Origin of the sequence: Sphingomonas sp. SAFR-052, from assembly GCF_051965015.1 — a bacterium.
Taxonomy (GTDB): Bacteria; Pseudomonadota; Alphaproteobacteria; order Sphingomonadales; family Sphingomonadaceae; genus Sphingomonas.
This window is the reverse complement of the sequence record NZ_JBQCMO010000009.1, coordinates 73,402-95,267: the sequence shown is the minus strand read 5'-3', so window position 1 is coordinate 95,267 and position 21,866 is coordinate 73,402. Positions and strand designations below refer to the sequence as shown.

At 68.1% G+C, this 21,866-nt stretch carries 17 protein-coding genes; 4 read left to right on the top strand and 13 right to left on the bottom strand.

What is annotated here, in order from left to right:
- Positions 1-47: 47 nt before the first annotated feature.
- A complete protein-coding gene (locus ACTHQV_RS15335; RefSeq protein ID WP_440491491.1) occupies positions 48-260 on the top strand; it encodes a hypothetical protein in 213 nt (70 codons plus the stop codon).
- A 161-nt stretch (positions 261-421) separates the two neighbouring features.
- Here ACTHQV_RS15335 and pelF read toward each other — a convergent pair whose 3' ends face one another.
- Genes pelF through ACTHQV_RS15295 form a run of 8 tightly spaced genes read right to left on the bottom strand, consistent with a single transcriptional unit; the run spans position 422 to position 13,217 of the window.
- Complete coding sequence (gene pelF, locus ACTHQV_RS15330; protein WP_440491489.1) at positions 422-1,903, bottom strand: GT4 family glycosyltransferase PelF; 1,482 nt, start codon at positions 1,901-1,903, stop codon at positions 422-424.
- Positions 1,900-2,748 (bottom strand): hypothetical protein, encoded by an 849-nt coding sequence (locus ACTHQV_RS15325; RefSeq protein ID WP_440491487.1) that lies wholly within the window; start codon positions 2,746-2,748, stop codon positions 1,900-1,902. Before ACTHQV_RS15325 ends, pelF begins: the two co-directional genes overlap by 4 nt.
- Positions 2,745-3,689: a hypothetical protein gene (locus ACTHQV_RS15320; protein ID WP_440491486.1), complete on the bottom strand. Its 945-nt coding sequence runs from the start codon at positions 3,687-3,689 to the stop codon at positions 2,745-2,747. The genes ACTHQV_RS15325 and ACTHQV_RS15320 overlap by 4 nt, the downstream gene beginning before the upstream one ends.
- The gene (locus ACTHQV_RS15315) at positions 3,686-5,134 is read right to left on the bottom strand and encodes a hypothetical protein (RefSeq protein ID WP_440491484.1); all 1,449 of its coding nucleotides are present in this window, start codon (positions 5,132-5,134) and stop codon (positions 3,686-3,688) included. Before ACTHQV_RS15315 ends, ACTHQV_RS15320 begins: the two co-directional genes overlap by 4 nt.
- Positions 5,131-6,831, bottom strand: a complete 1,701-nt coding sequence (locus tag ACTHQV_RS15310; protein ID WP_440491483.1) for a hypothetical protein — start codon at positions 6,829-6,831, stop codon at positions 5,131-5,133. The genes ACTHQV_RS15315 and ACTHQV_RS15310 overlap by 4 nt, the downstream gene beginning before the upstream one ends.
- Positions 6,828-7,703 (bottom strand): endo alpha-1,4 polygalactosaminidase, encoded by an 876-nt coding sequence (locus ACTHQV_RS15305; protein ID WP_440491481.1) that lies wholly within the window; start codon positions 7,701-7,703, stop codon positions 6,828-6,830. Before ACTHQV_RS15305 ends, ACTHQV_RS15310 begins: the two co-directional genes overlap by 4 nt.
- Positions 7,700-9,097, bottom strand: coding sequence for an exopolysaccharide Pel transporter PelG (pelG, locus tag ACTHQV_RS15300; RefSeq protein WP_440491480.1), 1,398 nt, complete (start codon positions 9,095-9,097; stop codon positions 7,700-7,702). Before pelG ends, ACTHQV_RS15305 begins: the two co-directional genes overlap by 4 nt.
- 37 nt (positions 9,098-9,134) lie before the next feature.
- Positions 9,135-13,217, bottom strand: a complete 4,083-nt coding sequence (locus ACTHQV_RS15295; protein ID WP_440491478.1) for a cadherin domain-containing protein — start codon at positions 13,215-13,217, stop codon at positions 9,135-9,137.
- Between the two features lie 407 nt (positions 13,218-13,624).
- Between ACTHQV_RS15295 and ACTHQV_RS15290 the strand changes: the two genes are divergently transcribed.
- Positions 13,625-14,848: a threonine synthase gene (locus ACTHQV_RS15290; RefSeq protein WP_440491477.1), complete on the top strand. Its 1,224-nt coding sequence runs from the start codon at positions 13,625-13,627 to the stop codon at positions 14,846-14,848.
- On the opposite strand, the gene ACTHQV_RS15285 is transcribed toward ACTHQV_RS15290, so the two are convergent.
- Positions 14,843-15,337 carry a homogentisate 1,2-dioxygenase gene (locus tag ACTHQV_RS15285; protein ID WP_440491476.1) on the bottom strand — a complete coding sequence of 165 codons (495 nt, stop codon included), beginning with the start codon at positions 15,335-15,337 and terminating at the stop codon, positions 14,843-14,845. The genes ACTHQV_RS15290 and ACTHQV_RS15285 overlap by 6 nt on opposite strands.
- Positions 15,338-15,477: 140 nt before the next feature.
- Here ACTHQV_RS15285 and ACTHQV_RS15280 point away from each other — a divergent pair, with 140 nt between their 5' ends.
- Positions 15,478-15,942, top strand: a complete 465-nt coding sequence (locus ACTHQV_RS15280) for a hypothetical protein (protein WP_440491474.1) — start codon at positions 15,478-15,480, stop codon at positions 15,940-15,942.
- A gap of 390 nt (positions 15,943-16,332) precedes the next feature.
- On the opposite strand, the gene ACTHQV_RS15275 is transcribed toward ACTHQV_RS15280, so the two are convergent.
- From ACTHQV_RS15275 to ACTHQV_RS15260, 4 genes are all read right to left on the bottom strand, one after another.
- Positions 16,333-17,505 carry a replication initiator protein A gene (locus ACTHQV_RS15275; protein ID WP_440491472.1) on the bottom strand — a complete coding sequence of 391 codons (1,173 nt, stop codon included), beginning with the start codon at positions 17,503-17,505 and terminating at the stop codon, positions 16,333-16,335.
- Between the two features lie 99 nt (positions 17,506-17,604).
- Positions 17,605-18,648: a ParB/RepB/Spo0J family partition protein gene (locus ACTHQV_RS15270; RefSeq protein ID WP_440491471.1), complete on the bottom strand. Its 1,044-nt coding sequence runs from the start codon at positions 18,646-18,648 to the stop codon at positions 17,605-17,607.
- The gene (locus tag ACTHQV_RS15265) at positions 18,638-18,805 is read right to left on the bottom strand and encodes a hypothetical protein (protein WP_440491469.1); all 168 of its coding nucleotides are present in this window, start codon (positions 18,803-18,805) and stop codon (positions 18,638-18,640) included. The genes ACTHQV_RS15270 and ACTHQV_RS15265 overlap by 11 nt, the downstream gene beginning before the upstream one ends.
- On the bottom strand, positions 18,792-19,988 hold the full coding sequence (locus ACTHQV_RS15260) for an AAA family ATPase (RefSeq protein ID WP_440491468.1): 1,197 nt from the start codon (positions 19,986-19,988) through the stop codon (positions 18,792-18,794). Before ACTHQV_RS15260 ends, ACTHQV_RS15265 begins: the two co-directional genes overlap by 14 nt.
- Positions 19,989-20,147: 159 nt before the next feature.
- Here ACTHQV_RS15260 and ACTHQV_RS15255 point away from each other — a divergent pair, with 159 nt between their 5' ends.
- A complete protein-coding gene (locus tag ACTHQV_RS15255; RefSeq protein ID WP_440491467.1) occupies positions 20,148-21,761 on the top strand; it encodes a M28 family peptidase in 1,614 nt (537 codons plus the stop codon).
- The last annotated feature ends 105 nt before the right edge of the window (positions 21,762-21,866 follow it).

Here is a 21,866-nt window from a genome sequence, read left to right as displayed (position 1 = left end):
GGCGATGCGCGTTACGACCGCCGAACCCCAGCATCAGGAGTGAAACCATGACCGATACGCTCGTCAACCACCGCGATGTCCCTGTCTCGAACGGCAAGACCAAGCTGACCGATGCGTTCAGGAAGCATTTCGGCGGTGATGCGCCGATCGCCGACAAGGCGAAGGGTTTCGCCAAGGAGCGTCCGTGGACCAGCGCGGCGCTGGCCGGCGTGGCGGCGATCGCGGTGCTGAACACGCTCCGGGGCAAGAAGCTGTCGTAAGACCTGACTTACCCTCTCCGTTCGCTTCGAGCGGAGGTTCGAGCCTGTCGAGAACCGAAGTCGAGAAGGGGTTGCCGCAAGCGGCCCGTTCTCGACGGGCGCTTCTCGACTTCGCTCGAAGCTGCTCGAACCGAACGGGTTCGATTAGGTGGGGGACTTCCCTACTGCCCGACCAACTCGCCATATAATGCGCGATATGACCCGATGATCGTCGGGTGGTCGTAATCGCGCAGCACCCGGCGGCGCATCGCTTCGCCCATTTCCCAGCGGACCGCGGGTTCGCCGGCGATGGCGCAGATGCCCGCAGCGGTCGCCTGCGGATTGACCAGTGGCGTGACGATGCCGCCATGGCCCGGGTCATGCGGGCCCCGCCCCTCAATCATCTCGCGGCAGCTGCCGACATCGGGCGCGACGACCGGGATGCCGCACGCGCCCCCTTCCAAAATCACCAGCGGTTGTGCTTCGGACAGGCTGGTCAGCACGAGCAGGTCGATGCGGTTCATCCAGTCCTCGATCCGCACCCGCCCGGCGAAGTGCAGCACGGCGTTCAGCCCGAGGTCGCTGACCAGCTGGTTGCACTCGGCGGCATATTCGGGGTCCTCGTCCTCCGGCCCCAGGACGACGAAGCGTAAATGCGGCTTTTCGGCGTGGGCGATGGCGCAGGCGCGGACGAAGGTCTTGATATCCTTGATCGGCACCACCCGCCCCAATAGCGCAACCAGCGGATGCTCGGGATCGCGCGCGTCGGCCAAGTGCGAAAAGCGCCGCGCGTCGATGCCGTTGGGAATCACCCGCACCCGATCGGGCGCCGCCCCCAGTCGCCGCTGCACCGCATTGTTGTCGCCGTACAGGGCGACGATCGGGTCGCAGGCATCGTAACAGGCGCCGGCATAGCTGGTGAAGGCGCGCACCCACAGGTCGCGCAGGTCGTTGACGGTGCGGTCCATGGCGAGGCCGGTATCGACCTGGTCGCCGATCCATTCGGCCATCATCACCTCGATCTGCCGCTCGAGCAGATAGATGCCATGTTCGGTGATGAAGGCGGGCCGGCCGCTGACCTGGGCCGCGCGTGCCGCGAGCAAGCCGGCAAAGCCGGTCGAGATGGTGTGATAGGCGCGCGCCTTGGGCAGCGGCGCGGTCAGCACCGCCAGCAATCCGCCTAACAGCACCCGCATCGCCCAGAAATAATGATGGAACGACGCCTTGGGCAGCAGCGCCTGGTAATGGCGGCGCAACCGGGCGAAGGTCGCGGGATGGGCGAGGATGTCGCCCGGCGTCAGCGCGTGCCTGCCCCCGTCGATCAGTTCGATCAGCCTGCCCAGCGTCCCCGCCCCGCCCCCGCCGACGAAATCGATCAGCGCATCGGCGATCGCCTGTGCCTGTGCCGCCGGATAGCCGCGCGGCATCGTCGCTTCGGGGGCGAGCGCGATCTCGACCAGTTCGACGACATTGTCGGGCGGGGTCAGCTGCATCGCCAGCGGGGCGGACGACGGCTTGATCGCGACGATCGCGAAGCGGATTTCGGGCAGATGGGTGATGAGGTCCTGCAACCACCCCGACACGCCGCCGACGACATAGGGGTATGCCCCCTCGACGATCAGGCAGATATCGGCGGGCGGGCCGGTGTTGATCCGCGCGTTCACGGCCGATGCTCGATCGTCTGGCCCCGCCACCAGCGGGTCGCGCGGGCGAAGGGATCGTGCGTCGTCTCCACGACCGGCAGCTGTTCGACGATCGCGTCGATCGCGGCATAATCGCCCGCCGCCCACAGAGCCTCGATCCGGGTCGGGTCGAGCGGGTCGTCGCCGATCAGGCCCAGCGCCTCGGCCCGCAGATGCGCGCGCTGGGTATCGGACAGCAGCACGTTGCCGCGCGCATGGTCGGCAAGCATCGCCGCAAGCGCCGCATCGCGCTCCGGCCCGCCCGCCGACTCCAGCGCGGCGCGGCCGGTCGCCAGATTCTGCACGACCCGTGCCGAGGCGGCGGCGGCAAGCGCGCGGATCGTCTGGTCGCCATCGGTCAGCGCCAGCGCGATCAGCGGGGAGAGCGACGGTTCGAACGAGCGCACCACCGTTTCGAGCGCACGGCGCCGCTCGGCGACCTGACCATGGCGCATCACCGTGACCAGCGAATGCAGCGCATGCGCGTCGGCATGGAGCACGCGTCCGTCGAGCATCCGCGCGACGGTCAGGCTGGCACCGCGCTGGGCCCCTTTCGGCCGCACCACCGGTTCGGGCAGCGGTGCGGGGTCGCGGTCCTCCCGGGGCAGCGCGCGGCTCAGCCAATCGCCGAACAGCAGTATGGCCGGTGCGATCATCCCGCCCACGACCGCACCGAAACGCAGCGCCCGCCCGTCGCGCAGCCGGAGCACGATCGCCACGATCGAACAGCCGCTATGCGCCAGCACCAGCAACGCTCCCGGCAGGACCGGTGCCGAAGCCAGCATCGCCACGTCGGCCAGCGCCAGCGCGACGATCGCCGCCCTCATGCGACCATCCCCGGCGGCTGTACCGCCAGCGGCGCGGCGCGGCGCGGTTCCTCGACCAGCAGCGGGCCGAGCCAGCGGCAGATCTCGCTCAGCTCGGCGAGCAGGTGCGCGCCCATCGCGGCAAAGGGCAGGTCGTGCAGTACCAGCACAGCCATCAGCCGCGCCGGATCGCCCTCGGTCAGCGGCAGCGCAACCATGCCGATCCCGGACAGTGCCTCGCGGTCGCTCGCCCGGCCGACATGGATCGCCGCGCCGCGCCGCTGGGCGAGCGACAGCAGGGGTGCGGGCAGCGTGTCGAGCCGCGCCTGTGCCCCCTCGCCGCGCAGCCATGCCCGCGCCTCGCCGCCGGTGACGCGGTAACAGGTGAAGTCGCGGGTCTGCGCCGCCAGCGCGATCAGCGCGACCAGCGCAGCGCGGCGTTCGGCCGGATCGGCATCGCCGAGCCGCGCGGCGGTGGCGACGACATGGCCGATGCTGCGCCGGTCGGTCGCGACCTGTACCTGTAGCGCGCGGTTGGTGTGGACCAGCTGGTGGAATGCCTCGGTCAATCGCGTGACGTTGCGCCGGGCAATATTCTTGGTCCGATCGAGCCGGACGAGCCGCTGCGCACGGACCATGGTCACCTCGCCGATCGCCACCGCCGCCATGAACCACAGGAGCGGCGGCAGCGACAGATGGAGCAGATGGTCGAGATAGTCGCGCTCGCTGCCCGGTTCGTGCCCCAGCGCCAACCACAGGGTGCTGGCGATGGCCGCCGCCGCCAGCGCGGGAAAAGTGCCATAGGCGAGCGCCATGACCACCACCGGCAGCCACAGCGGGTTGGGGGCGATGCCGGAAAAGGCGGTGCCGTCCAGCAGCAGCCGGTCGAAGGCGAGGAGCACCCCGAACGCCGCCGCCAGTTCCATCGCGATCCGCAGCGACCGCCGCCATGCCGCGCTCATCGGCCGCTCCCCAGCCCGCGCGTCACCCCGGCGCGCGCGAACACCTGTTGCCCGGCGAAGCCCGGCCGGGTGACCGAGCTGATCCCGCCGCTGCCCTCGATCCGCCACGCATCGCCGACCGGCAGCGCAAGGCCGAGGCTGGCATTGGGACCGTCGCCGCCGAAGCGGTCGACCGTCCATCCGGCAAGGCCGGTGAGCTGCGCCTCGCCGATCGCACCGCTCACCAGCCCCTGCACCGTATGATTCTCGCGCGTCGCGAAATCGATGCCGCCTCGGCGGCGCTGCACATATTCCGCCTCGAGCCGGTAGGTGAGGCCGAAGGCGAAGCCGCCGCGCCGGCGGATGTAATCGATCCCGCCGGCCAGGGTGATCGTGTCGACCGCGCCGTCCGCACCCGCCAGCCCGTAGCGATTGCCGCCGAGATCGATCTGCCCGACCAGCCCCGGCGCGATGCGATAGGTGGCCCCGGCCGACACGCGCGTCAGCCAGCCATCATAGAGCGCCTGTTCGCGGGTCGAATAATCGGGCTGGTGCAGCGTGATCCCGGCGCGCCACTGTCCCTCGGCCGACCCCGATGCATAGCGGATGCCGCCGCCGGTGACGCCGCTGTCAAGCGCGCCGGCCAGCACCGCCTGCATCCGCGCCTCGTCGCCGACGCGGACGGTCGCGCTCGCCTCGACCACCGGCGATCCGCGCCGTTCGTCGCCGATGCTGCTCGCGACATGGCGGACGCCACCGCCGATCGTGGTGCGATCGTTGAGCGCGACATCGACGCGCGCGGCGCTTTCGACCTGCGACAGGTCGCTGCCGTCGCGCAGCGTCACGCCGACCGATGCCGCGCCGGGGGCGAAGGCCGCCGCGCGCCGTGCGGTCCGGTCGGTCGCGCCCAGCTGTCGGTACAGTCTGGTGGCCCCGGCGGCGTCGCCATCGGCGCTGCGCGCGTCGGCAAGGATGCGGGTAACGCGGCGGTCGTTCGGGTATGTTGCGGCGAGCGCCTCGGCCCGCCGGCGCCCCTCGCCCGGATAGCCGGCGGCGACATCGGCCTCGATCGCGAGCAATTGCGGATCGAGATCGGGGGCGTCGTCGCCAGCTGGAGCGGGTTCGGCAGCGGGCGCGGTGAACCCGATCGTCACCCGGTTGCCGGTCAGCCGCCAGCGCAGGTCGCGCCCGGTGGCGGGGCGCAGGACGAGGCTGTCGTCGTTCCAGCGCAGGTCGCCGATCGCATCGCCCGCCGCGCCCCGGAACGCATCGATCGCGCGTTCGTCGATCGCGCGGTCGGCGCGCACCACGATCTCGCCGCCATCGCCCTCGACCTTCAGTGTCGCGCCTTCGGGCCAGACCAGCTGCGGATCGCCACCCGCCACTTCGCCGTCGGCGAGCAGCCCCGCGGGCACGCGCAGCACCGGCCCCGTATCGGCCGCGATCAGGATCAGCGCCGCGATCATTGCTGCGACAACAGCATCCGCGCGCGGCCGGGCTGGCCGTCGGCGATCAACAGCCGGGCATGCAGCGCGACCAGTTGCCGGTCGCCTGGCGTCTTCTGCCGCAGCCGTTCGACCAGCGCCACCGCCTCGCGCCGGCGGCCCAGTCGATCGAGCAGTTCGGCATAGGCGCGGCTGTCGGCAGGCGTCTGCGCCAGCGCCTTTTCGAGCCACGGCCGCGCTGCGCGGTCGCCACCGATCTTCGCCTGCGCATCGGCCATCAGCCGCAGCGCGGGCAGGTCGTCGCCATCGTTCGCCAGATAGTCGCGCAGCAGCTGCACCGTGCGTGGCGCATCGCCGGCATTCCACGCGCTCCACGCCAGATCCATGCGGTCGCGCGGCGCGGCGATGCCGGTGGCGATGCGGGCGCGCAGCAGGGCCGTCAGCTGCGCCGGATCGGGCTTGCGAGGTGCGAAATCGCCCGCCGCGCGCACCGCATCGGCCGACAGCGCCCGCCCGTCGAGCAGCCGAGCCAGCACCGCCCGCCCCGCACCATCGTCCCCCGCCGCCTGCGCGAGCCGCAACCGGGTGAGCAGCACCGGCGTGCGATCCGCGAGTGGATGGCGCGCGAGGAACGCGGCCGCCTCGCCCGGCCGGTCGCGATCGGCATAGGCGGCGATCCAGTCGAGCTGTTGCGCGCCCGACCCGGCCAGCGTCCTCTGCCGCAGCCATGCGACGTCACGCGCGCCCGGACGGGGGCCCAGCAGATAGAGCAGCCGCCGCGCCGCCGGCCCGTCGGGACCCCCCTGCCCCACCGCCGCCGCCAGTACCGAAACCGCATCGTCGCGCGCGCCCGCCGCCAGCAATTGCTCGGCGATCGGCAGCGCATCGGCACCGGGCGCCTGCGCGCGGGCGAGCAGCATCTGCCGCAGCCCCGCGCGGTCGCCGGCACGGGTCAGGATCGCCTCGCGCGCGGCATCGCGCTGATTGACGGGCAGCAGCCCCGCCGCCGCCAGCGCCGCACGCCGGTCGCCCGCCGCCTGCGCCACGCGGATCGCCAGCCATGGATCGCGTGGCCGCCAGTCGCTGCCGACCCGGTCGAGCCGCGCGATCATCGCCCCCTGCCCCGCCCGCTCCAGTCGCCGGGCGAGGTCGAGCGACAGCGCCGCATCGGGCCGCGAGATCGTGCCGCGCTCGGCGGCTACCAGCAGCAGGTCGGGCCGGTCGAGCGCATAAGCGGCGGCGACGATCGCCGGCCCCGGCACGCCCTGCGCCGCGTCGAACAGCCTCGCCGCCGCATCACGCTGTCCGGTCTCGGCCAGCAGGTCGATGCGCAGCGGCCATGTCTCGGCCGCCTGCCCATCGGGCCGCGCCGCCAGATAGGCGAGCGCCACCGGCCCGCGCCCCGCGGCCTTCAGGTCATAGGCGACCTGCAACGTCGTGACCTTCTGGCCCGCCGCCTGCAACGTTTCGGTCAACGCGGCGAGTTCGCTCGCATCGGCACGCTTGATCGCATCGGCCAGCACCGGCACTTGCGGTGCGGCGGCGGGCGTCGGCAGCGGCAATGGCGGCGGCAGCGCGATCGACACCGGCTGCGCGCGGCGTTCGACGTGCAGCACCTCGGTCCGGCCGGGCAGCAGCAGGATCGCGGCGAGCAGCACGCCGCCGCCCGCCACCATCGGCACCCCGATCGCCAGCCAGCGTTGATCGCGCGCGCTCATCCCGCCGGCTCCGGCCACAACCGGTCGAGCGCCAGCGTCGACACATAGGGCGCGAATCCGCCCGCGCGCTCGCGGGCATAGAGGTTGGCGACCTGCCGCGTATCGGCCATGTCCCAGTAATCGAGCGTGGTGACGACCATCGCCGGGTTGATCGCCTTGGCCGCGCGCAACCGGTCGGCCTGCCACGTCCAGTCGCTGTCCGACAGCAGGTCGTAGCGTTTGGTCGCGAAGTTCCAGCGCGACGCCATAGATTCGCCCAGCACATAGTCGATCGACACCGCGACCCGGTCGAGCAGGGCATAGCCGCGGTTCAGCATGATGCGGATACCGGGGAAGCGCGCGCGGATCGCGGCGATCAGACGCGCGCCCGCCGCCACCATGTCGTTTGCGCCCTGGGGATCCTGCCGTTCCATCGCCTCGGCATTATCCATCGTATCGATGAAGATTCCGTCATAGCCAAGTTGCAGAATTTGCGGGACGATCTGGTCGAGCACCGCCGCGGTCCATGCCGGATGGCGCAGGTCCGCGCGCCTGGCATCGGGCCAGTCGGGATTGGCGATGCCGAGCGCGCCGGCACGCTCCAGCGCGGCGAAATAAGGCCGGCGCTTCTCGACCTCGCCCAGGCTGACATAGCCGAGCAACGTCGCGCCCGGCCCGCGCAGCGGCGCGACCGGCCGGGCATGATGCGGTTCGAGCACCAGCAGCTGATACCCCCGCGCCAACACCGGATCGGTCGCCGCGCCGTAATCGACCGCCCAACGCAGCGCCGCATCTCCGCCCTGCCGCACCTGTCCCGACGTCGCGCGCCGCAGCCCGAGAGTCAGCGCCAGCGTGCCCGCCGCCAGCGACATCGCCTGTCTGCGGCCGATCACAGCCAGCGTCCGCCATGGCCAACCACCGCCGGGTTGTTGCCGACGAACAACAGATACGTCATGTCCATGCTTGCCTCCGCGACCAGCGCGAGGCCAACGAACGCCCCCACGACTGCGCCGGCCATATAGCCCCAGCCGAACGCCGCGAAACCGGCATCGAACTGGACCCAGGTCGCCAGTGCGCTGGCGAGCGCGAAGCTGGCCCAGGTGAACAGGATGCGCCCGAACAGGTCGTAATAGGCGAGCACGACCGTCGTCGCGATCACCACCAGATGGAACACCACCCCCGCCGATGTCTGGCGAAAGGCGAAGATCGCGCGGACATCGGCGCCGATCGCATCGAACAACGGCACCGCAAGCACCCACGCAAAGGCGGCGATCAGCAGCTGTACCAGTACCAGCAGGCGCAGGCTGTTGCCCATCACCGCAATTACCTCGCCGCGCGCCTCCTCGATCCGCTCCAGCGTCGACGTGCCGGTACAGCGCGCCAGCATGCTGCCGAACGCGCGGTCGAACCGGGTTTCGGTGACGATCAGCAACAGCGTCAGCCCCGGCACGATCGTCAGCAGGCCAAGGAAGCTGCCCTCGTCGTTGATCGGGTTCAGCCGCAGCGCACCGACCGCCGCCCGGCTCGCCGGGCCGAGCCACAACAGCCATTTGTCGATCCAGATCGCCGCGACTCCGGCGATCCCCGCCAGGGCGATGATGCCGGCATGACGCGGATGCATCGCATCGCGCGGCGGCAGCACCACGTTGCCGCTGAAATGCCGCCGGAGCACCAGCAAGATCGCGGCGAGCGTCAGCCCGATGCCGCCGGCGATGACCAGCAGCACGCCGATCAGTTCGCCATGCGGCCACAGCCACAGCGCCCCCGCCGCCGCACCGATGCCAGCGAGATAGGCGAGCGGCACGACTCGGTAGCGGTCGAGCGCTGTCAGCATGGGCGCGGCGATCCACACCTGCGCCAGCCATGCGAGCGCGACGGTGGCGGTCAGTGCCTGTGCGAAGGGCAATCCGCCCAGCACCCCGAACACGAACGCACCGATCGCGAGGCCGATCCCGCCCCCGGCGGCCAGCGCCAGCAGCACGATCCCCGGTATCCCCGCCGCATCGCGCGCGAAGATGCGGTCGGCGACCATACGGATGGCGACGATGCCGATCGGCGCCGCCGCCAGCGCCGACAGGCTGAACGCATAGATCAGCACCGTCTGCACCACCGTCGAATCGACGGGCAGCAGATGCACCGCCGCCCAATGTTCGAGCAGCCCCATCGCCACAGCGGTCAGCAACCATGGCCCCGCGCTGATGACCGCACCATGCGCTGCGGCGCCGACGATTCCGCCGACGCCGCCCTCGCGTGCCACCTGTGCCAGTTTGAATCCGATTCCCGCCATCCGGCCCCCTGCCGACGGTTCTGTAAGTGAAAAATCCTTACAAGAAGAAATCGGACGCGGTCAGCGCATGCCGCCCTTCGAGCGCGATCGAGAAATCGGCGATCCACCCGTTGGTCGTGCCCTCGACGATCGTATAGTCCTTGCCGTCGATCCGTTCGTAGCTGTAGCGGATCTGCCCGGCATCGGTGAACCGCCCGGTGCCGATCAGGCTGAACGCCTGATCGCCGCGCAACCGGGAGTTGGCATCGATCGCCGACAGGTCGATGCGGTCCGCACCGCGGCTGAAATCGGTGATGACGTCGCGCAGGCTGGAATGGGTCAGGCTGTCGCCGGTCCGGTCGAACCGGAAGATGTCGTTGCCCATCCCGCCGGTCATCATGTCGCGATCGTCGCCGCCGATCAGCAGGTCGTCGCCATTGCCGCCGTTCAGCACGTCCTTGCCGTCGCCGCCTTCCAGCGTGTCGTTGCCGTCGCCGCCGTTCAGCGTGTCGTTGCCATAATTGCCGATCAGCCGGTCGTTCCCGCCCAGCCCGTTCAGCACGTCCTGGCCCCAGCTGCCGTCGAGCGTATCGCCCTCGCCGGTGCCGTTCATCACGTCGTCGCGCAGGCTGCCGGTCTGGTTCAGCCCGGCGACGTCCTTCACATACACCCACAGCAGCTGGCTGTCGGCGCGGCCATAGGAGTCGGTGGCGACGACGGTCACGTCATAGATGTTGTCGCGGTTCGAATCCTGCGCATTCTCGAAATCGGGCGCGGTCTTGAATGTCAGCGCGCCGGTGACCGGATCGATGTTGAACAGCGTGCCCTCGCCGCCCTGCGCGATCGAATAGCGGATGAAATCGCCGTCGCGGGTGTCGGGATCGGTCGCGGTGACGGTGCCGACGCTGGTGCTGTTCTCGAGGATCGACATCGTGCCGCGGTCGCCGCCGCCCGACGAGGTGATGGTCGGACCGCCGGTCTGTTCGAACACGTTGTTGACATAGACCCACAGCGACTGGGTGTCGGTCGCACCGAAACTGTCGGTGGCGACGACGGTCACGTCATAGATGTTGTCGCGGTTCGAATCCTTCGCATCCTCAAAATTGGGTGCGGTCAGGAACTTCAGCACGCCGGTATCGGCGTCGATGGTGAACAGCGAACCCTCGCCGCCCGCCGCGATCGAATAGCGGACCCGGTCGCCGTCGCGCATGTCGGGATCGGTCGCGGTGACCGTGCCGACCAGCGTCGCATTCTCGTTCAGCGACATCGTGCCCCAATTGCCACCGCCCGAGGAGGTGATGGTCGGGCCGCCGGTCTGTTCGGTCACGTTCTTGACATAGACCCACATCAGCTGGCTGTCGCTGACGCCACGCGCATCGGTGGCGACCACGGTCACGTCGTAGATGTTGTCGCGGTTCGAATCGCGTGCGTTCTCGTAATCGGGTGCGGTGATGAATTTGAGCACGCCGGTGTTCGCATCGATGGTGAACAGCGATCCTTCGCCGCCCGCGCCGATCGAATAGCGGACCTGGTCGCCCTGCGCGATATTGGGGTCGCTGGCGGTGACGGTGCCGACCAGCGTCGCATTCTCATTCATCGTCATCGATCCCCAGTCGCCGCCGCCCGCCGACGTGATCGTCGGGCCGGCATTGGCGACCTGCGTGACCTTGACCGCATGGGTGCCGATCGCACCGATATCGATCGTCGCGATCTCGCCGACCAGCGATTCGAGCTTGCCGCCCTCGACCGCCAGCCAGTTGGTGCCCGGCGCCTTCAGGTCGATGACGACCTTGCCCTCGCCTGCCACGGTGAACGCCAGGTCGCGGCCGTCGCCCGACAGCGTCTCCAGCGAGGCGCGCATCGGCAACGCGGTGATGTGGGTGACGTCGTCGGCCTTGTCGCCCATCACGATCTCGAAGCTGCCGCCGTTCTTCGGCAGGAACACCTTGTCGTCGCTATAGGCGTACCAGCCCGTGACGCTCTGAATCACCTGCCCCGTCTTCTGCCCGTCGACGTCGAGCGCGAACAGCCCGGTGCCCATCGGCGACGCGACGCTCGCCTTGATCGTGTTGCCCACGACGCTGCTGACGATCTGTGCCTTGTCGAACGCGTTCACGCGGTTGGCGAGATCGGCGAGGGTGACGAATTCGAGCCCCTTGGCCGCGGCCGCCGCGACGAAATTGTCGAACATCGACCGGACATAAGGGCTGCCGGTGCTGCTCGGCACGCCGTCATTGTCGAGCACCCATTCGGTGGGGCCGTAATCGTGCCACGGCCACACGACGACCGGCGCATCGGCATTGCCGGTCAGGTTCGCCAGTTCCTTGGCCCACACCGCTTCCGCCTCGGCGACGGTCTTCTTCTGGAATTCCATCAGCGAGAAATCGAACGAGGTGTTCGGCGCGATATAGACCTGGTCCGATGCGGCATTGGCCGGGTTCATGTACCCGATCGCGTTGGGATAGCCCGCGCCGACGCCCGAATAGCCGCCCGAAAGATACTGCACGTATTTCAGGATTTCCTGCGACGTCGCGATCTGTTCGGGGGCGCCGGGCACCGCCGCGCCACCGACCGTCACGGTGCGGCCCAGATAATCGCTCAGCTTCGCTTCCAGCTCGGCGCGGCTCTCGCCGAATTCGAATCGGATCTGTTCGTCGGTCAGCAGGTTGGTGTCATGCGGATGGGTATAGCTGTGGGTGCCGATCTCGTTGCCCATGTCGATCAGCTGCTTGTAATAGGGCAGCGACACCGCCCAGTCGGTCGCTTGGCCATTGGCCGGGTCGTTGCCGATATTGACGTAATAGCTGCCGACGAAATTATACTTGGCTTTCCATTCGGCCAGGATCGGCAGCATCTTGTCATAGATGCCGGGTGCGCCTTCCTCGATCTTCACCTCGCCCTTTTCCTGGCTCTGGTCCATGTCGACGCGCGACGCGAACAGGCCGGTGTTGCGTGTCATCTGCAAACCGACCGACAGCCCCCCGCCATGCACCGAATAATCGATCGCCTTTTGCAGCAGGTTTTCATCGGCCATCACCGCTTCCGACGAGAAGATGACGTTGCGCCCGCCGGTCTGGGTTGCGATCGCCGCGGCATAGGTCTGGCCGTCGATCGTCGAGGTCGCGATCGTCTGGCCGGTGCCGCTGACGCTGGCGAAGGCGTTCCAGCCCACATTCTTGTAATCATGCACGACCTGACCGTCGGCATAGCCGTCGAACACCAGCCCCGCCGCGTCGGTCGCCTTGACCGTCACGTCGGCCGGGAAACCGCCGGTCACGCGCGTCGCATCGAACAACAACTTCATGCGCGCATAGCTGTCGCCGGCCAGCGCATTACCGGCCGCGTCGTTGGTCATGAACTCGCCGGCGGCGACCAGGCCGATGCCGTACTGCTTGGTCGCCTGTTCCAGCGTCTGCGCAATCGCCGTCACCTTGGTCGCATCGACGTTGCGGAACGACGGGAACACAATCGTGTCGTACTTGGCGACGGTGGCTAGGCTGGTCAGGTCGTCTTCGGTCAGGATGTCGAACGGGACACCCGCCTGCATCGCCTGCGCCTGGGTCGCCATGAACAGCTGCGAATAGGCGGTCTTGCTGAAATAGGCGTTGGCGGTGCTTTCCGACCACACGATCGCGATGCGGTGCGCCTGGTCGGTGGCATAGTCCATGTCGTTGAAGACGGTGAACGGGGTTGCCGAATAGCTGCCGGGCAGGAACATCTGGTCGTTGACGTCGTACAGCGTGTCGATCGCCTGCGGGTTGCCGATCGCCGCCTTGTCGACGCGGAATTCGACGGTCGAGCGATCCTCCGACCACATCGCCTCCAGCGTCGCGATCGCCGGGCTGGCGCCCGGTGCGCCGCTGTAGAGCGATACCTTGCCATCGGCGTCGAAATTGACGCTGTATTCGGCACCGCCGGCAAAGCCGAAGATCTGGTAGCCGGTCTGGGCGTTGCGATCGGTGTTCAGCCAAACGGTGGTATTGGTGCCGACCGTACCCGGCACCTTCAGCGCGAAGGCGAAGGCGTCACCGTCGCTCTTGGCATAGATGGCATAGCCGTCGTCCAGCCCGCGATCGATCCGGTCCTGCGCCGTCCAGTCGCCCAGATTGCCATCCACCATGATCGGGGTCGCGTTCGCCATCTCGTTCCATCCCTGTATCGCCACCGATCCCCCGCCCTGTCCCCCGGCGGTTCGGTGGCTGCGCGCTTCGCATCTCGGCGCGATCGCTGCAAGTAGTGGGAGCGTGCGGGGTACGGTTAACGCTCAATACTTCGTATCATCACGATACGACCTGTACGGATTCGGGACAGGATCGGCGTATTGACCAATAAAGCTTTCAATATTAACTATATAGCTATTGCAGATCGGCGAACCCTAAAAGCGTTTCTATTGTTCGAAACGGTACCACTTGCCGAAGATACGGCGAATCGGGGGTGTTATACGACGACTTGCGGTGACGACGGTGGCGCTTGGGCACGGAATGCTTGGCGAACGGGGTTAACGCGATCGCCATGGACCGGGCCGGCATAGCCGCTACATTGCTGGTCATGCACGATAACCTCACCGCACACCGCCCGACCTTCGTCACCCGGCTCGAATGTTCGCTGACCGGCGAAGTCTATCCGGCCGACACGCTTCACAATCTGTCGCGGGCCGGCAAACCGTTGCTGGTGCGTTACGATCTTCCGGCGGTTGGGGCGGCGCTATCGCGCAGCACCTTGCCGACGCGCGACACCGATCTATGGCGCTGGCGCGAATTGCTGCCGGTGCGCGACACCGCCAACATCGTCAGCCTGGGCGAGATCGAAACGCCGTTGATCCCCATCCCCCGCTCGGGCGGCGAGCGCGTGCTGGTCAAGGACGAGGGCCGCCTACCGACCGGCAGTTTCAAGGCGCGCGGGCTGGTGATGGCAGTGGCGATGGCCAAGGAATTGGGCGTGCGCCGCATCGCCATGCCAACCAACGGCAATGCCGGCGCCGCGCTTGCCGCCTATACCGCGCGTGCCGGAATCGAGACGATCATATTCTGTCCCGAGGATACGCCCGAAGTGAACGTCCGCGAGATCGCCGCGCAGGGCAGCCGGGTGTGGCGGGTTAACGGCCTGATCGACGACTGCGGCGCGATCGTCGCCAAGGGCGCGGCGGAGGGGCGCTGGTTCGACTTCTCGACGCTGAAGGAGCCGTACCGGATCGAGGGCAAGAAGACGATGGGCCTCGAACTCGCGGCACAGTTGGGCTGGCGGTTGCCGGACGCCATCTTCTACCCAACCGGTGGCGGTACCGGCCTGATCGGTATGTGGAAGGCGTTTGACGAGCTGGAGGCGCTGGGCTGGATCGGTCCCGAACGCCCGCGCATGTATGCGGTGCAGGCCGCCGGCTGCGCCCCGATCGTCCGCGCGTTCGAGGCGGGCGAGGAACATGCCGAACGCTGGGAAGATGCCCATACCGTTGCCGCCGGCATCCGCGTGCCGCGCGCGGTCGGCGATTTCCTGATCCTGCGCGCGGTGCGGGAGTCGGGCGGCAAGGCGCTGGCAGTCGGCGATCCGGCGATCCTGAAGGCGGTCGACGATTGCGCGCGGCGCGACGGGCTGTTGTTGTGTCCCGAGGGCGGCGCAACGCTTGCCGCCTATCGCCAGGCGTTGCGCGACGGCGAAGTCGATGCCGAGGAGGAGGTCGTGCTGTTCAACTGCGCGACCGGTCTGAAATACCCCCTGCCCCCGGCCGAGGCGACGCTCGACCGGTTCGCCGAGATCGATTTCGACCGGTTATAGCGGGGTATCGGGCAGGCGGGCGACCATCAGCGCGACGGCCGCGTCACGGCTGCCGGCGATCTGCAGCAGATGCCGCCCGCGCCCCAGTTCGAAATCGACCATCTTGCGGATGCCCGAACAGGCGGGGCCGTGACCGTGGGTGGTCGATGCGACCGGTTTACCGTCGGCCAGTATGTCGATCCATGCCGCCGATCCCAGCGCGACTCGGTACCGCCCCGGCGTGGCGACGGTGAAGGCGAACAGCCCCCCGCGGCTATCGGCCGATCCAGGCTTTGCCGGCGTCGCGACATAGCGCAGGTCGGACGTCGGCAGCAGGGTCGCGGTCACCGCGGTTCCGGGGGTGAGCGGGGTCGCCCTGCCCCCATCGGCGCCTGCGGTCACGGTTCGGCGGTCGTTCCAGCCCGCCAGTTCGGCGGGTGGCGGCGCGACCGCGGTACAGGCGGTCGGAGCGGCTTGCGACACCAGCGCGGCAAGCAGCAGGTCGTTCATGGTCGGCGACTCCGGCAACGGGATCCATGGTATAGCCGCGATCGCGTCGCGCGCCACGGCGTTCGTCGGTGGAAACGAAGCGGCGACGGGCCGGGAACATTTCGCTTCCCTTTCGCGCCCGACCGACTCATAGAATCGTCATGCCGATCCGCGCCGAGAACCGCTGGCTCTATCCCATCGACTGGACGCAATTGTCCGCTGCGATCCGGTTCGACCGTGCCGGGGGGCGCTGTGAGCGCTGTGGGCGGCCGCATCTGGCGCGGGTGGCGCATCTGGGCGACGGGCGCTGGTGGGATGCGCAGCAACGGTGCTGGCGTTCGCCACGGGGCCGGCGCATCGCCGGGGTCGGCGTTCCCCTCGCCCGCGTTCGCCTGACCCGCGTGGTGCTCGCCTGTGCGCATCTCGACCATGATCCCGGCAACAATGCGCCGGCGAACCTCGCCGCACTGTGCCAGCGATGCCATATCCTCCACGATGCGGCCGAGCATCGCTGGCAACGCTGGTGGAATCGGTTTCGCTACCGGGCTGTGCGCGACCTGTACGAACACCCTCCCCTCACCCGCAAAAGGCTCGCGGCCTTGCGCCCTTCTTCTCTGAAAAATTGAAATCCAACCATCCGAACCAGTTAGACGGTTTATAGGAAGGTTAGCAGGTTAAGCGGTGCTCGACCGGACCGAAACCGGCTTTGGTCCACGATTCGCATGCTCGATCCCGTTCCGGAAGGATCGGGGGTTCGTTCCCGAAGGATCGACGGCCGCGTTCCCGAAGTGTCGGGGCCGCGTTCCGAAAGGGTCGAGTGGCGTTCCCGGAGTGTCGATGACCCCCTGCCCCAGCCCGATCCATCGCGGCGATTGAATCAATAATGGAATGGCGGAGGTTGGGGACGTTCAAAATTGGGGGCGATCTTCAACTTGATATGCAACCGGCGCGGCCGGCGGCGGGGCGGACGACACTTCGGGAACGGAAACCAGTTGCCCTCGATCTTTCGGGGACGCTCAGCGCCCCAGTTCGTGGCGGTGCTGCGCGTCCCAGCGGCGGACATAGCCGATGAACGCCGCCTGATAGCTGACCGGAGTCCGCGTCGCATCGGCATCGATCCATGCGCGGAATTCGGCATGTAGCGTCTGGTAATCCCAGCCCGGACATTCGGCGCGTAGCAGCGCCAGCGTCTGCGGCGTGATCTCGCCCTCGGTCGCGCGGTTGGCCAGCCCCTTGATCGAGGCGCGGATCATCGCTGCCGCATCGACCAGTTCCTCGGTGCGTTCGGGCGAGGGGGCGGGCGAAGGGGCAGGGGCAGGGGAGGCGCTGACCACCGTCGTCCGCGCGGCGCCGCCGGCACGCTTGCGCATCCGCAGCAGCGGCTCGCGCTTGTCGGCGGGCTGTTCGAGTGACAGGGCGTAGCCGGGCAGTTCGTTGCGTTCGGCAATCTTGGCGATTTCGAACTTGAAGCGGCGATATTGCCCCTCGGCCCCCGATTTCTCGAACAGCGTCGGCATCGAGATCGCGAAGCCGGCCTCGCCCGCGCCGCCGGCATGTTTGCGTGCGACGCGGTACAGCCAGCGCTCGCGCCCGCCGGTCAGATCGAAATAGGCGCGGTCGATCGACAGCACGCCGCCGGTCATCATCACCCCTTCCCAGAACCAGTTCGACAGCTCGATCGTCATGCCGCGCGAGCGTTCGGTCTTCTCGTCGACCAGCTGCGTCCAGCCATCGAGCCAGCTGAACGTCGCCTCGCGCCGGTTTTCGGCACGGATATTGGTCTTGATCGTCGTCGCGACCAACCGATCGAGCGCTTGGCCGAGCAGTTCATAGGCCCGCCCCGTCGTCGGCCGCCCGATCGCGCGCAACAGGTCGTAGGGCATCAGGTGCAGCTTGCGCGGCACGTCGTTGACCCCCCGCCGCGCCATGTCGGCCAGCACGCTCGCGCAATAGATCAGGATGTCGGCGTCCCAGATCGTCGCCATGCCGTAATCCGCGTTGGCGGAGACATGGACCCACAGCTTGCCGTCGGGACTGCGATAGTCAATCGGTTTGACCCGTTTGGTCTTGGCGAGGCTGAAGAACGGCCGCTCCATCATCTCGCGCTGGTCGCGCAGTGGCATGTCGGCGAGATAGGGGAGGAACAGGTCGAACTGTTCGGGGATTTTTTCGGGGGTCGGGCGGGTCATGTTATCGGGTCCGCAAACGGGTTTCCCCGGGGAAACTTCGGGAGAAGTGGGCAGGGGGCGGGCGATGTTTCCCCGGGGAAACTCGGGGACCCCGCCCAGTCACCGTTGCAGTCCGCGGCCGTGGCCGTCGAGCTCGATCAGCGCCTTGCGGACCATTTCGACCATGTCGTCCTGGCCGAGGCCCGACCCGGCATGCAGCCGCAGCGTCACCCCCTGCCGGTTGATCGTCTGCGCCGTTACCGCGACCCGGCCGTGCGGCGTGGTCCATACGAACCGGTCCTTCGCCTCTTGCCCGCGTTTCGGCGCGTCGATCAACCGGCGCAGCACATCGGCGGCGGGGATGGGAGGCAGCCCCTTGTCGCGGCGATGCTGCTGTTCGCGCGCCAGCGCCTTCGCCTCGCCACCGATCACCGCAGCGGCGGCACGATCGTCGAGCGCCTGCGCCAGCGCATAGCCGCCCTTCAGCTGCACGTCGCCGGGCGAGGCGAAGGCGGCGACGATCGCGTCGGGTAGCGCCGCGACCCGCAGCATCTTCGACAACCAACCCTTCGACAGCTTCAGCCGTTCGGCCATGCGCGAGGCGTGGTTGCCGTAATGCGTCTTGAGCGCGGCGGCATAGTTGCGCGCGCGTTCGAGGTCGGACACGTCGGCGCGCGCCCGGTTCTCCAGATCGGCGAGGCGGAAGGCGGCTTCGTCGTCGAGCGTCGCGACCTGCGCGACGAACATCATGTCGGGATAGCTGTGCGCGCGCAGCCACGAGATCGACCAGTGCCGGCGGGTGCCGGCGATCACCTCATAGTCATGCGCGGCATCGCCCTCGACGCGGCGGACCACGGCGGGGACCTTCTGCCCACCCTCGGCGATGATCGAATCGATCAGTTCGCGGCAGCTCGCCTCGGTCAGATGCGCATAGGAGCGCGCATTGCCCGGCCAGATGCGCACGCGCGCCGGATCGAGCAGCAATTGGGTGACCTGCCGGACCTCGCCCGATGCGACGCGCGCGAGCGCGGATTCGCGACCGAGCAGCGTGGTGCCGCGCAGCCGGTCGGAGCCGCGTTCGGGCGGGGCAGGGGGGGCTTCAGTCGGTTGCGGTGCCTCGTCGGAGAGCAGCGCGGCGAGATAGTCGGATTGTTTACGCGCCATGGGGGTTGGCCTTGTGGGTTTCGGTTTGGAGACTCAGCGCCGCGTTGGCCTTCGCCAACGCGTCGGACGGGCGCGGCGCCCGCCGGCCGGGCGGTTTGAGGGCGGTTGGCGCTTTCAGCGCCTCCGCCCCGCGCTGCGCGCTGTCAAACCGCCGCATACAAAACCTCCTCCCCCGCCGGCGCGACCCTGCCCCAACCCTGCCGCACGAGCTGCTCGATCTGCCCCAACGCCTCGTCGAGATTAGCGCGGCATCGCTTATGGGTCTTGGGCGTGCCGATCGGCTTTTCGAGTTCGTAGACGGTCATCATTCGCATCGCCGCATGGCTGATCTCCGCCGATTCGAGGATCGGGACGGGGAGGAGCGCCGGGCCGAAACTCTGTTCCATGATCGCGCGGACCATGGCGTGGCTGGGATCGTTGCCGTCGAATTTCGAACAGATCAGCCGGACGAAACTGTAATCGACCTCGATCCCCGCACTGCCCAATTGCTGCAACACCTGATCCATCATCGACAGGAACTGGACGGTCGAACAAAAATCCGGGGTGGTCGCGGCGAGGGGCACCAGTAGCGCGTTCGCCGCCTGCATCACCGCGAGGCTGATCGTGCCGAGCGCGGGCGGCGGGTCAAGCAGGACGATGTCGTAATGGCGCGCTAGATCGATAAGTCCCTGTTTAAGTTTGCGAAAACGTGCGGCCAATACCGATTGGCCGTCCGATCCCGACGCCGCCAGTTCATATTCGACGTCGAACAGTTCGAGGTTCGACGGGATCAGGTCGACATTGGGCCACGACGTCGATTTGACCGCATAGGACAAGTCGTTCTGCGTCGGATCGATCGACAGATAGGGGTAGAGCGTTTCTTCGCGCGTGATGTTGAAATGCGGGTTGAAGCCGAACAACGTGGTCGTCGTCGCCTGGCTGTCGCAATCGACGACCAGCACGCGATACCCCTGCACCGCGAAATAATGGGCGAGATGGGTGGTAACCGTCGACTTGCCGACGCCGCCCTTGAAATTCTGTACCGCGATCACCGCCGGCACGTCGAGCGGCGCACGGGCCGGGGAGGCACCGAGCACTTGCCGCATGTGCAGCAGTTCGTCGACGCTATAGCCCAGGCGCCGGCCGTTTTCGGCGGCGGGGGCGGGGGGCAGGCGGCCGTCATCCTCGGCCATGCGGATGCGGTTGGTCGAACAGCCGAGCAGTTGCGCCGCCTCGGCAATGCCGAAGCGGACATTGAGTGCCTTGCGGCTTTCGGGCAGAAACGCCTTGCGCCTCAGCCGCTCGATCATCCGCTCGCCAGCTTCGGCAAGATCGCCGATCTGCGCGACGATTGCATTCATGTTTGGGTCCGATCCGCTAATTGAAGCTTGTCGATAGCGATATGCCATCGGAAGCTTCAAATCGACAAGTGGAATCTGGGAACGTTCCGGGAATTGTCAGTCCGTGACGGGCCACGACACGAGCTTGTATCCCCGGCGTCGCCGCGTCAGTCTGTGCGCATGAAATCGATGCTACCGCTGCTGCTGCTGCTGACCGCCGCCGCCGATCCCGCCCCGCCGATCCTGTCGCCCGAACGGATCAAGGCCGATGTGAAGACGCTGAGCGCCGATGATTTCCATGGGCGCGGGCCGACCCAGATCGGCGAGGAGAAGACGCTCGATTTCCTCCAAGGGAGGTTCAAGGCGCTGGGGCTGCGGCCGGCGGGCGACCAAGGGTATCGGCAGCGGGTACCGTTGCTGCGCTGGACGCGCAACCGGGCCGCGATCGCGCTGACCGTTGGCGGGACGACGCGGACGCTGACGCCGGGCGTCGAAATCGCCGCGTCGTCGCGGATCACGGGGACGACGGCGTTTCGCGATGCGCCGGTGGTGTTCGTCGGCTACGGCATCGTCGCGCCGGCGCTCGGTTACGACCCGTATAAGGGCGTCGACGTGCGCGGCAAGGTTGTGGTCGCGCTGGCCGGCGATCCCGATGTCGAGGCGGGGCGCGATCTGGGCTTTGGCGGGCGGGCGTCGAGCCCGGCGGCGCGGACCAAGCTGAGCGAGGCGCAGCAGCGCGGGGCGATTGCCTTCTTCCAGATCCACGACACCTTTCCGTCGAGCTATCCGTGGCTGCAACTGGCGAAGAGCGATGCGGTGCCGGGCTATGCGCTCGATACCGGAACGATGCCGGCGGCGTTCGGGCTGCGCGGCACGCTGCGCAACGATATCGGCGTGGCGATGCTGCGGCAGGGCGGGCTCGACTATGCCGCCGCCAAGCGCGCGGCCCAGGCGGCGACGTTCCGCGGCGTGACGCTGCAGGGCGTGTCGCTGAACGCCGAGACCGAGGTCGCGATGGACCGGGTGGTCAGCCACAATATCGTCGGCGTACTGCCGGGGACCGATCCGGCGGCGGGCAGCATCCTGTATGGCGCGCACTGGGATGCCTATGGCGAGAATGCGTTCGATCCGCCCGCCGATCGCATCCGCAACGGCGCGGTCGACAACGGTACCGGCACCGCCACGCTGCTGGAGATCGCGCGGGCCTTTGCCGGCGCTAAGCGACCGCGGCGGTCGGTCGTCTTCGCGCTGTGGACGGCCGAGGAAAAGGGGCTGCTGGGTGCCAGCTGGTATGCCGAGCATCCGGTGCTGCCGCTGGCGACCACGGCGGCGCAGTTCAACCTCGACCCGCATGTCGTGCTCGGCCGGACCCGCGACCTCGAACTGATCGGGGTCGGGCGCACCCCGCTGGAGGCCGATCTGACACGGGTCGCGGCGGCACAGGGGCTGAAGATCGTGCCCGAGGAGAATACCGAAGCGGGCTGGTATTACCGTTCCGACCATTATGCGCTGGCGCAAAAGGGCGTGCCGGGCGTGTATTTCCGTGCCGGCCGCGATCTGGTGCGGGGCGGGGTGGCCGCGGGTGAACGCGAACGGGCGCGGTATAATGCCGAGTGCTATCACCAGACCTGCGACGAATATGATGCGCGCTGGGACCTGACCGGTGCGGCGCAGGAAGGGAGCGTCGCCTATGCGCTGGGTCGCGAGGTGGCCGAGGGGCGGGGCTGGCCGGGCTGGCATCCGTCGGAAGCGTTCGCCGCCGAGCGGGCGAAGACGACCGATCAGCGGCGGTAAGGGGGCGTCCGAGCCACCATACCAGAACGTCGCTTCAGCCTGCGCTGGGATGACGTTCGGCTCGGGATGGATGGATCGGTTTCCCGGTCGCCACGCATAAGAAAA

Bases quoted from the DNA above. Each gene is read 5' to 3' on its own strand.
- ACTHQV_RS15255 (WP_440491467.1), top strand. From the start codon at position 20,148: ATGAAATCGATGCTACCGCTGCTGCTGCTGCTGACCGCCGCCGCCGAT.
- ACTHQV_RS15335 (WP_440491491.1), top strand. From the start codon at position 48: ATGACCGATACGCTCGTCAACCACCGCGATGTCCCTGTCTCGAACGGC.
- ACTHQV_RS15290 (WP_440491477.1), top strand. From the start codon at position 13,625: ATGCACGATAACCTCACCGCACACCGCCCGACCTTCGTCACCCGGCTC.
- ACTHQV_RS15295 (WP_440491478.1), bottom strand. From the start codon at position 13,217: ATGGCGAACGCGACCCCGATCATGGTGGATGGCAATCTGGGCGACTGG.
- ACTHQV_RS15280 (WP_440491474.1), top strand. From the start codon at position 15,478: ATGCCGATCCGCGCCGAGAACCGCTGGCTCTATCCCATCGACTGGACG.
- ACTHQV_RS15275 (WP_440491472.1), bottom strand. From the start codon at position 17,505: ATGACCCGCCCGACCCCCGAAAAAATCCCCGAACAGTTCGACCTGTTC.
- ACTHQV_RS15265 (WP_440491469.1), bottom strand. From the start codon at position 18,805: ATGCGGCGGTTTGACAGCGCGCAGCGCGGGGCGGAGGCGCTGAAAGCG.
- ACTHQV_RS15285 (WP_440491476.1), bottom strand. From the start codon at position 15,337: ATGAACGACCTGCTGCTTGCCGCGCTGGTGTCGCAAGCCGCTCCGACC.
- ACTHQV_RS15260 (WP_440491468.1), bottom strand. From the start codon at position 19,988: ATGAATGCAATCGTCGCGCAGATCGGCGATCTTGCCGAAGCTGGCGAG.
- ACTHQV_RS15310 (WP_440491483.1), bottom strand. From the start codon at position 6,831: ATGAGCGCGCGCGATCAACGCTGGCTGGCGATCGGGGTGCCGATGGTG.
- ACTHQV_RS15315 (WP_440491484.1), bottom strand. From the start codon at position 5,134: ATGATCGCGGCGCTGATCCTGATCGCGGCCGATACGGGGCCGGTGCTG.
- pelG (WP_440491480.1), bottom strand. From the start codon at position 9,097: ATGGCGGGAATCGGATTCAAACTGGCACAGGTGGCACGCGAGGGCGGC.
- ACTHQV_RS15325 (WP_440491487.1), bottom strand. From the start codon at position 2,748: ATGAGGGCGGCGATCGTCGCGCTGGCGCTGGCCGACGTGGCGATGCTG.
- ACTHQV_RS15270 (WP_440491471.1), bottom strand. From the start codon at position 18,648: ATGGCGCGTAAACAATCCGACTATCTCGCCGCGCTGCTCTCCGACGAG.
- ACTHQV_RS15320 (WP_440491486.1), bottom strand. From the start codon at position 3,689: ATGAGCGCGGCATGGCGGCGGTCGCTGCGGATCGCGATGGAACTGGCG.